This window comes from Paraburkholderia sp. UCT31, assembly GCF_014397655.1.
In the GTDB taxonomy this organism is placed as follows: Bacteria; Pseudomonadota; Gammaproteobacteria; order Burkholderiales; family Burkholderiaceae; genus Paraburkholderia; species Paraburkholderia tuberum.
The window spans coordinates 62367-71847 of record NZ_VZQP01000044.1 but is presented as its reverse complement, the minus strand read 5'-3'; the positions used below and the strand labels follow the sequence as shown (position 1 = coordinate 71847).

Below are 9481 nucleotides of genomic sequence, written 5' to 3'. Positions count from 1 at the left end.
AAACGTAGTGGGGGCTGATGAGGCGCACCTCGATACCTGCCTCCTGGAAACGCCGCGCCCAGTGGTGGGCAGAGCCACAAGCTTCCATCGCGATCATCTGAGGACGCAAGGCCCGCACGGTTTCAATCAGAGCCGTTCGTGAAACCTTATTGCGATACACCGCCCGGCCGCGCGCATCGGCGCCGTGGAGTTGAAAGACACGCTTGGCGAGGTCAATGCCGAGAAGATCGATTTCCATGGTGTGCCTCCACATCGGTTCGTGAGAACGAGATGCTCAGTTTCCCCCGGAAGGTGCGTCGGGTCCATCTCAGTAGCAATGGTTCGGTCTGTCAGACCCTGCCATGGAAGAGGCACTCTATGACGTTCCGCTGTATCGCGAGTTCGCGGGTCTCGACGGCGGGATGGTTCGCTTGCCGGATGAAAGCACGATTCTCCGGTTCCGCCATCTGCTGGAAACGCACGGACTGGCGGTGCAAATGCTGGCGCTGGTCAATGAAATCCTGACGGAGAAAGGCCTGATGCTCAAGGCTGGATCGGCAGTCGACGCCACTCTGATTGCCGCGCCCAGTTCGACAAAGAATGGCTCCGGCACGCGTGATCCGGAAATGCAATCAACGCAGAAAGGTGGCAACTGGTACTTCGGGATGAAGATGCATATCGGCGTGGACGCCGACTCGGGCCTGGTCCATACGGTCCTCGGAACGGCGGCCAATGTTCACGACATCAACGTAGCCCAGGCATTGCTGCATGGTAAAGAAACGGATGTGTACGCGGACGCCGGATATCAGGGTATCGAAAAGCGTTGTGAGGCTGACGCGGTTCGTTGGCATGTTGCAATGCGACCGGCAAAGCGCAGGAAACTGGATCTGAGTGATTCGGTGGACGCGATATACGATCAGATCGAACGCCTGAAGGCGGGTATTCGAGCCAAGGTCGAACACCCGTTTCGCATCCTCAAGCAGCAGTTCGGTTACATGAAGACCCGCTATCGTGGTTTGATGAAGAACACCGCCCAGATCACTACGCTGTTTGCTTTGGGCAATTTATGGATGGCGCGTAGAGCTTTGCGCAAAGCTTGAAACACCGAGCCGATAAAGTCCGTATGTCTGGTTGAAGCGCTCCGGCGCGCGAAAAAAGCCCCGGCGATTGACTTGCCAGCAAAGATCTGAACGCAGAGGCCGCGCTGGATGTGAAAGATAACGCTTGCAAAGAGGGTTGTGCAGACCTTCCTTAACCACCCGAGCTCGCCGTTCATTGTCTAATGCCGGCCTGCCCGAAAGACATGCTCCCGACGCCCCCATCCCGGAACTCGCACGATACGCTTCACCTCGGCGCCGTGCGCGCCGTGCGGAGCGCACGAATAGCATGCCAGGTAACAATTGGGTCGAAAACCAGATCCGTCCATGGGCAACGGGGCGTTCATTGTGCATTTCCTTCTGAAACCTCGATAAACATTGGGATCTGCCCTTCGACATCGTTGCGACACGGGCGATACTTGCGCGCCAGTGCTGCGGTAACCGCTTCGCTGTGCAGATCGATCGCACGAATCTGCCATGGGGCATCAGGCACGACCTGCTCCGCAGGCAGAATCCGATCGTTGATCAGACGCCGGATCATGTAGTGAGTGACACCAAGCTCCTTCGCTGCCTCAGACATCGTCAGCCAGTCGCCATCCTTATCTGCCGACTTGTAGGCGTGGATATCGCGGACATGCCGTACAGAGCTGACACGATGTGCGGTCCAGGTCTTGCCCTGTCCTATGCGTATTCCCATGCGGTTCAGTGACGCAGCAATGTCCTGGTCGGACCATCGGGTTACCATGCTGCGAATAACCGCGAGCGCTTCGTCTGACGTACTGCAGCCATGCTCGCCAGTTCGCGGCCTGCGAATCCGTAGCCGGGAATGTTGACCGCCTTGCCAGTGGATCGTCAGAATGATTTCGCGTGTAGCCTCATCGACGTCGGCAACGATATCGACGATGAGCGCGCGAACGAGCTGTTGACGTGTGCGCATGGCGACGCCCGGTGCATTCCACGCAGCATGAAGATCTTCGGCGAGCTTCGTAAAGTCAGGCAGGGGAGCCTGCGCCTTTGGTGCAGTCACCGTCTCCACGCGCGTCTGGCAGGCCTGTACACGACGTAATGCCGCTTCCCAGTTCTTCTCCAGCTGCGCGGCAATCAGGCGGTTCTCGGGATCACAGGCGGCGTAGCGCCGCTCAGCCCAGCGTGGCCTCGTACCGGGCCTGCTGCAGTTCGAGTTCCACGATCCGTTGCTGCTCGTTCAGGGTATCCATGTGCATTTGCTCAGCCTGTTGGGCCGCTTCGATCGCCAATGGCTCCACGACGCGCAGAAGCTCCTTGCTGACAGTCGCATCGATACGGGAACCACCGAACCTCATACATCGCGCTGACGTGTCGAAGCGGTCACACCGGTACACGGCCTGCGGGATACGTCCAGCGTAGGCCACCGACAGGCGACGTCCACAGCGTGCGCAGGCAAGCAGGCCAGCGAGCAGCGCGCGGCCACCACGACCGGATTTTACGTCGCCCGCCTTGCCGTAAGCATTTGTCGCGAGCTTCTTCTGGTTGCGTTCAAACTCCGCCCAGTCGATGTAGCCTTCGGCTTTGCCGGGGGTCACTTAATTCTCGGTTCGCCGAGAACCATCGCTGAACAGATCGCGGCATCGAGCATCCATGCCGCGATCATCCTGATTACACCGGCGTCCGCCTCCACATGGACGACCTGACCTCCGCCGCGACGCTCGATGTCTTTAACCTTGACGCGACGCCCATACAGCGGATGCCAGCGATAATGAATCTCGACTTCCTGCCCGATATGGGCAGAATGAACGGGAAATTGCCATCGGCAGGGGCAACTGGTTGTTCGCCGGGTCGCTGCGCGCTGGCCAACGTGCGGCCGCAATCATGAGCCTTATCCGCTCAGCGCAACTCAACGGTCACGAACCCCACGCATATCTGAAAGACATCCTGACACGGCTGCCCACCCACAGGGCAAGCGACATCGCCGCATTGCTACCACATAACTGCCAGCCTCTTACCGCTGTAGCCTGATTCACCGTTCGTCAAGGTGGGTTCGCCAGCCGCTTACGTTGTATCGGCGATCGAGCGACTGCTTGCTGTCGGCGGAGCCGCCATTCGAAGGTCCGAACGGCGGGAAGACCGAATGACGCTTGGTGGCCGACATGGGGCCGATGGCAATTACAGCGGGATAAAGACGGATTGCGGACGGGATGCTTGCCGCCGCAATCTGCAGCCTTGTTGGCACCGCAAAACTCAACGGCATCGATCCTGAGGCGTATCTGTGCTTTGTGCTCGCACGCATCGCCGACCATGCGATTAACCGCATCGACGAACTCGCACCGGGGGTCGTGGCCGATCAGCTCAACACGGCAGCCTGAAGATCGCGATCTCCAGTCAAGACGTCGCCGGCGCCATGCTTACATAAACCAGAGGCGGCACGAAATGGTCGGAGGGATTATAGACGCGGCGCAGCCGCCGGACGATGGCTTCTGTAAGGAACCAGACAAGCACGTTCCCACTGCGAAAGCAATCACTCTTCTGGTTCAGTCATTTCGTGTGGCCAATGCTCTGGGCGTTTCACATCCTTGGGAAGTCTTGTCCGCTCATCCCCCGTCGCATTTTCAAGGACAGCGATGTATGCGTCGAGGCCTTTTGCGTCTTCAAGATCGGCGCCCCAAAGATTGGCGAACTCAAGTTTGGCATCTCCGAAATGGGCGAGCAGAAGATAGGCCTCAGTGAAATCGGCGCCCTTAAGATTGGCATGGCGGAAATTGGCGCCCTGAAGATCACGCGTCGGTACATGGCGTCCTGCCTCGCGTGAAGCGGTCGTCTTCAAGTCTGCGAGCGTCTCCCGTATTGGCTCACCGATCGGAGTCCTTGCATGAACGTCTGCGCTCGATACCCGCATGCAGTAGTGGCCCCTTGTCACGAGAAGGGTGCTGACGCATTTCCTTCGGTGATAAGTGACTGAATAATCGGCATATTCTCCGGAGACGAACTGGATGCCTTGAAGTTGACGGCTTTCGTGGCACGAGCGGGACAGAATTCCTTCGTTCTACGCCGGTTGCCCATTGCCCCTACACCCACTGCCGATGGCAAGTGCGAAGCTCGCTTCGCCTCAACCCGATCATCTTTCTTCAAATGCGAAGCGAGCTTCGCAGCGCCCGGCTTACCTTCCGTATCAGACGGGCAAGTGCTCATGGCATACGAGTTGCAAACAAAGGAGCGTGACCCGAACGACCAGACTTGCGCCTGCAGCGCAAATTTCGCGTGCGGGCCCGCAATCAAAGGAGCACGCCATGGAAAACCTTCTCGTCGCGTATAGCCCCGAACAGGAGGTGTTCGGGGCAAGTGCAGCCACCGCAGACCGCGCGCGTCAGTCTTCTGAGCGGCTGGACGAGGATGCTGAAATGGAACTCGCGCTTGCTGCACTGGAAGTGACCGATGAGCAAAGCCTGAACGCGTTCCTGCGGCATCTCATCGAGCGGGTATCCCGTGCCGTCGGACGGCGGCCAATGCAGGCGGTAGGCAATGCGCTTGTCGATCTTCTCTCGCACACCGCTCGCTGCGTGCTGCCCGTCGCGGTGCGCCGCGCCGGCCCGGATGGTGCGCTGGTTCCCGCTGCGATGCAACGCGCCGGTGCGGTCGAGAAGGCCGCGCATGTCTTTCCGGGCGAACTGGAAGGGCTCAGTCAGGAAGATAAGGAGTTCGAAGTAAGCAGGCAGTTCGTCCGGCTCGCATCGGATGCGGTGAGGCATGTCAGCCTCGCGCCGGGTGCAAGTCCGCGTGACGTTGCCGCTGCAGCCTTGGCCCGCTCCGCCACGCACCAGGCGCCGGGCCTCTTGAGAACGGCGCGCGCGAGCGCGTCGCTTCGTTGTGGTCTCGCCGACATGCATCAGCGGCATACGGCGGCGGGCCCCGGCAGTGGCGGCCGCTGGGTTCGGCACGGCCGCACGATCATCGTCGCTGACTGCTGATTCCGGTTGTGACAGGCAGGCGGCACGCGTTTGCGTTCCACTTATTACGAGGGCTTCATCATGCACGACATCGACCGTACCCAAATGGAATTCAACCCTGCGTTCGGAAATTCTGGAGGCAGATCCTACGAATTCGGAGAGCAGGAGTCGAGCGGAGAGGCTTTCGAAACCTTCGAGACCTCCGAAACCTTCGGCGAGACGATCCTGAGCGAAGCCCAGGAGATGGAACTGGCCAGCGAACTGCTCAGAGTCAACAACGAAGCCGAACTCGAGCAGTTTCTCGGCAATGTGTTCAAGAGCGTTGCCAATGTCGCAGGCGGCATTATCCGCTCGCCGATTGGCAAGGCAGTCGGTGGTGTGCTCAAAGGTGTGGCAAAAAAGGCGCTCCCTCTCGCGGGCGGCGCGCTTGGGGGCTTTTTCGGCGGCCCGCTTGGGGCATCGATTGGCAGCGGTCTCGCGTCGGCGGCGGGTAACGCGCTCGGTCTCGAGGCGGAGATGCTCGAACAGGAAGACCGCGAATTCGAAGGCGCCAAACAATTCGTGCGGGTGGCGGCGGACACGATTCACCGTGCTGCGACGGCCCCGGCATCGTCCGATCCGCACGCGGCCGCGCAAGCCGCAGCGATCGAGTCGGTGCGGCGCCTCGCTCCGGGATTGCTAAGCGGTGGCTCGCCAGGCGGCGCGCCGGTTCGCGCAGGTGTGCCGGCGACGGGACATTGGACGCGTCGCGGCAACAAGATCGTGCTACACGGCGTTTGAGGCGTGCGAGGGGCCATGTTCATCTCAGACTTCGCCGCGTGGACGCTGGAGCAGGAAGCGCGGGCTCTTCTCGCGAGACTCGGACGGGTGAAACCGTTCGCGCTTCTGGAGCCGATGGTGCCCGCTGCCGCGCTCCTGCCAGGCGCGCAGACCGCGATCGAACGCTTCCTGATGGAAGGGCGCGTCAACTTGCGCAAGCTCGTGCGCGGCTACATCGAGTGGCTGCGCAGCGGACGGCCCCGCGGGGTGAGTGCGGCTGAAGCGCAGCACCGCTTCACGATTCTGCGGCTCAAGTTCAACGCGGTGCTCACACAGTTCGACATGTTTTACGACGTGATCTCGCAACGCTGCGAGGACGAGACGGGGGTGTGGCTGTCTGGGTTGGATGTCGTGTCGGCGGACGCGGTCGCATTACCGGGTGGCTACTATGAACCGCCACCCATCATCTGCTACCTCGATCGCGGGATTGGCGCGGCGATCCGCCGGGCACGCACGCGTCTGCCCGGTGGTGGATCGAATCCTGTCGCGATTATCCGGGTGCCGCGGGAACGCATGGTGGGCAGTGGCGTTGCTTCATCGCTCATTCATGAAGTCGGCCATCAGGCGGCGGCACTGCTCGATCTCACTGCATCGCTGCGTCAGGTGCTACAGAGTCTGCAACGCGGCAATGCGCGTGATGCGGACCTCTGGTACCTTTGGGAGCGTTGGATCGCGGAAATTGTCGCCGATCTGTGGTCGGTTGCCCGCGTCGGCATCGGTTCGACGCAGGGGCTGATGGCCGTCGTTGGTCTGCCGCGGCCATTCGTGTTCCGTCTGAGCGTCGACGACCCGCACCCCGTGCCGTGGATCCGTGTGCAGTTGAGCTGTGCGATGGGCGCGGAGCTCTATCCGCATCCCCAGTGGGCTCGCCTCGCGCAGTTGTGGGAGTCGTTCTATCCGGTCTCGACGGTCGAGGCTGATCGCCGTCTGCTTCTAGCGCGTTTGCAGGCGAGTATTCCGGCATTCGTCGCGCTCCTCGTCGATCACCGGCCTCCTTCGTTGCGCGGGCTGTCGTTGCGGGAAGCACTGGGAGTCGAGAAGCGGCAGCCTGCGCGGCTCGCGGCGTTGTACCGGAGTTGGTGCAGCACGCCTGGCGACGCATATCGCGCAGCACCGACGCTGGTGTTCGCCGTGATCGGACAGGCGCGCGCAGACGGTCTGCTTAGCCCCGAAGGAGAGAGCCACCTGCTCGCAAAACTGCTCACGCATTGGGCGCTCAAAAGCACGCTGGATGCTGCCGCTTCCTGTGCGGCGTCCACCACGTAGGATCACGTAGAGATAGCTCACCGGCGCAGTATCTGACCATTAAATAGCATGACTGATTAATTGTGAAGAGGTGTGACATGGAACAAACTCAAGGTCGGTGTGGTTCAACGGCACACGTGGTGGAGGTTTGGGTGCATGACGGCAGTCAGGAGTGCCGGCCATTCGTCGATGCCACGGTGGGTCTATATGAGCGGCCGGGTTCGGAAGCGACCAATCATCAGGATACGCAGGGAAGCCTGCAGCGGTTTCCTCATTCGGACGACGTGCTTATCTCGCAGGGGAGGACCGATGGGCATGGCCGATGCCGACTGAAAATGGGGACGTTCAATGAGAGCAGCGAATATCACGTCGTGTACGAGCATCATCCGTGCACACACGAACGGGTCGATCAAGAGAAGAAAGAGCCCATTGAACTGATTCCGGACGTGCAACCCAAGATCATCATGAGCATGCTCGATCCCAAGGGGCCAAACGTTCCACCGGGGATCGTACGCGTGGGCGATCAGGTCACGCTCGAGGCGCAATGCGGAGATCACGACATCAGTAAATGGTGTGTCGAGTGGCCCGAGGGAGTGAGTTACGCGCAGGACTCGAAAGCGCATGCCAACATGGTAGTCAGGCACCCGGGCCGTCAGCGGCTCGACGTGACGTTTCTGTTCCCGTATCTACCCGATTTCGAACCGTCGAAAGGGGGACACGTGCTCGACGCCGCGACACCTCCGCCAGCGAAGCTGTTCGTGGGAGTGGAATACCACGCCGACGAAACGCCCCGCCTGAGGATCCACGGCGACATCAACACGCGCCTCGACCGCACCGTCACCGAGTTTACGAGTGACGTCGCCTTCTGGACCGGCATCCAGAACTGTACGAACGCACTCTCGTTCGACACCTATCAGTCGTTCATGTCGTACCTCTTCGATGGCGAGAACACGCAGCCTGCTGCATCCGGTTTTGAACAGCATCGTTTTCCTGCCAAGCGCGATACTTACCGCGGTCTGCTCACGCGGCGCGCGCTGCCGTTCACCGATACCGACGCATACAGGATTCTGAAGGCTGCGACCGAGGCGTTCGTCATGGTCAACTGCGGTGTGCTGCGCCATGATCCCGCGTTCGACCGGGGTTGCGACGACTCCTGGCTCGAACGGCGCGGCATTCCGGTACCCGGTACGAGCCTGTTGCCTATATACAAGGACCACTATATGCAGCGCGTGAACGGCATATCCGCGCTGCCGTATCTCGCGATCATCCGCTCCAAGCTGCCTGACGTCCGTCTGCGCAGTTTCCCGAACAGTCCCGGCGCGGACATGTACGACGAAGAGAACTACGCGATCATGCAGCAGAAGTTGCGCGACCCGTGTCTGCTGGAACTGCTCTGGTCGTACTGGCACGAAGAAGGCATGACGACACAGACCGTGAAGGCGGTGGAGCGCCGCTTCCAGAACGTCAGATCGGTCGAAACGCCGGATCCGCTTGCCAACCTGGAGATGGATCCGCTGCGCCCGCTCGCCACCCTGATGTTCGGTCACTGCCAGGATGAACAGCACCGGCTGACGGTAGTCGTGCGCAACTACGAATACGATCACCAATACGGTCTGCGTCTGCAAGGCAAGGCCGTGCAGGACATCCGGCCGGCCGATTCACGTTCGAAGTTCATCGAGGCCTTTCACAACCTCCTGCGGCTTTGCGCCGCGTTCTACAGGCAGGACGACGACACCACCGTCAAAGCCGATGCTTTCCCCGTACTGAATGCGCTCAAAGAGGTGCATCTGATTCTGTCGCAGGCTTCGAGCAACGGGTTCGGCGATCTGCCGTCGACCGCGCGCATCGAGATGCTGATGGAGCAATGGCTGCTTGCGCGCCCTGAGTTCAGGGAGTATCTGCCCACGCGGATCATGGTCGCGTATCCGGAGGCGTGGATGGATCGCGTCGATGCGATGAAGAAGCTGCAAGGCTGGACCGACACCAGCGTGCTGCACTTTCACAATCTCGGCGTGTTCGGCGAACAGATTCTGCTGTCGATTCGCTGGGGCGCGTGGAGCCCGATTTTCGAGCCAGTGCAGGCTTTCAACTGGGCGCGCTTCTGGCGCCCGCAGATCCAGGGGTACACGCATGCGTATCGCGCTGCCACCGGCGTCGACCTGACGGCGGAGCCCGGCGATGCGAAGCTGGACGCGATGATGCCCTCCGTGCTGCTGCAAAAACGCCTGGCTCTGCAGGAGCGCGCGGCTTGACCGGCGGCGTGCCCAGCACCCACACCTGCGAAGGCAACTGAAACGACCTGACGGATGAGTTTCACCATGCTCGACTTCACTTCCGCCCTGTATCTCGGCCTGAGGCATCCCACGGTGTCGCTTTGTCCATGGGACGAACTGAGTCTCGGCAAGCCGATGGTGCTCGAGG

General features: G+C 60.8%; 8 protein-coding genes and 4 pseudogenes. 8 read left to right on the top strand and 4 right to left on the bottom strand.

Translation table 11 applies throughout. From position 1 onward, the window contains the following. Window positions 1-238 (bottom strand): annotated as a pseudogene (locus tag F6X40_RS30090) (IS110 family transposase); the annotation flags it as partial. Window positions 239-314: 76 nt separating this feature from the next. Between F6X40_RS30090 and F6X40_RS30085 the strand changes: the two are divergent. Further along, window positions 315-1079: pseudogene (locus F6X40_RS30085) on the top strand (IS5 family transposase); the annotation flags it as partial. A 340-nt stretch (window positions 1080-1419) separates the two neighbouring features. On the opposite strand, the gene F6X40_RS30080 reads toward F6X40_RS30085, so the two are convergent. Together F6X40_RS30080 and F6X40_RS42705 are read right to left on the bottom strand one after the other, a co-directional pair. Further along, entirely contained in the window at window positions 1420-2103 is a 684-nt protein-coding gene (locus F6X40_RS30080) for a helix-turn-helix domain-containing protein (RefSeq protein WP_262421595.1), read from the bottom strand. Between the two features lie 112 nt (window positions 2104-2215). Next, window positions 2216-2638, bottom strand: a complete 423-nt coding sequence (locus F6X40_RS42705; protein ID WP_262421594.1) for a recombinase zinc beta ribbon domain-containing protein — start codon at window positions 2636-2638, stop codon at window positions 2216-2218. A gap of 95 nt (window positions 2639-2733) precedes the next feature. On the opposite strand from F6X40_RS42705, the gene F6X40_RS30075 reads away from it, so the two are divergent. The 3 genes and pseudogenes from F6X40_RS30075 to F6X40_RS30065 all read left to right on the top strand — a co-directional run. After that, window positions 2734-2928 (top strand): hypothetical protein, encoded by a 195-nt coding sequence (locus tag F6X40_RS30075; RefSeq protein ID WP_187630325.1) that lies wholly within the window; start codon window positions 2734-2736, stop codon window positions 2926-2928. Next, window positions 2856-3071, top strand: a pseudogene (locus F6X40_RS30070) (transposase domain-containing protein); the annotation flags it as partial. The gene F6X40_RS30075 and the pseudogene F6X40_RS30070, both read left to right, overlap by 73 nt. Window positions 3072-3247: 176 nt before the next feature. Further along, a pseudogene (locus F6X40_RS30065) lies at window positions 3248-3418 on the top strand (transposase domain-containing protein); the annotation flags it as partial. 152 nt (window positions 3419-3570) lie between these two features. Here the strand turns inward: F6X40_RS30065 and F6X40_RS30060 are convergent. Further along, window positions 3571-3876 (bottom strand): pentapeptide repeat-containing protein, encoded by a 306-nt coding sequence (locus F6X40_RS30060; RefSeq protein WP_187630324.1) that lies wholly within the window; start codon window positions 3874-3876, stop codon window positions 3571-3573. Between the two features lie 463 nt (window positions 3877-4339). Between F6X40_RS30060 and F6X40_RS30055 the strand changes: the two genes are divergently transcribed. The 4 genes from F6X40_RS30055 (at window position 4340) to F6X40_RS30040 (ending at window position 9312) form a co-directional block, all read left to right on the top strand. Continuing rightward, the gene (locus tag F6X40_RS30055; protein ID WP_187630323.1) at window positions 4340-5017 is read left to right on the top strand and encodes a hypothetical protein; all 678 of its coding nucleotides are present in this window, start codon (window positions 4340-4342) and stop codon (window positions 5015-5017) included. Between the two features lie 30 nt (window positions 5018-5047). Next, window positions 5048-5776, top strand: coding sequence for a hypothetical protein (locus F6X40_RS30050; RefSeq protein ID WP_222946199.1), 729 nt, complete (start codon window positions 5048-5050; stop codon window positions 5774-5776). A 15-nt stretch (window positions 5777-5791) separates the two neighbouring features. Beyond that, window positions 5792-7081: a hypothetical protein gene (locus F6X40_RS30045; protein WP_187630322.1), complete on the top strand. Its 1290-nt coding sequence runs from the start codon at window positions 5792-5794 to the stop codon at window positions 7079-7081. 314 nt (window positions 7082-7395) lie between these two features. Then, window positions 7396-9312, top strand: a complete 1917-nt coding sequence (locus F6X40_RS30040) for a hypothetical protein (RefSeq protein WP_187630321.1) — start codon at window positions 7396-7398, stop codon at window positions 9310-9312. Window positions 9313-9481 lie beyond the last annotated feature (169 nt).

Excerpts from the sequence above, each read along its gene's own strand:
- F6X40_RS30075 (WP_187630325.1), top strand. The coding sequence starts at position 2,734 with ATGGACGACCTGACCTCCGCCGCGACGCTCGATGTCTTTAACCTTGAC.
- F6X40_RS30055 (WP_187630323.1), top strand. The coding sequence starts at position 4,340 with ATGGAAAACCTTCTCGTCGCGTATAGCCCCGAACAGGAGGTGTTCGGG.
- F6X40_RS30045 (WP_187630322.1), top strand. The coding sequence starts at position 5,792 with ATGTTCATCTCAGACTTCGCCGCGTGGACGCTGGAGCAGGAAGCGCGG.
- F6X40_RS30040 (WP_187630321.1), top strand. The coding sequence starts at position 7,396 with ATGGGGACGTTCAATGAGAGCAGCGAATATCACGTCGTGTACGAGCAT.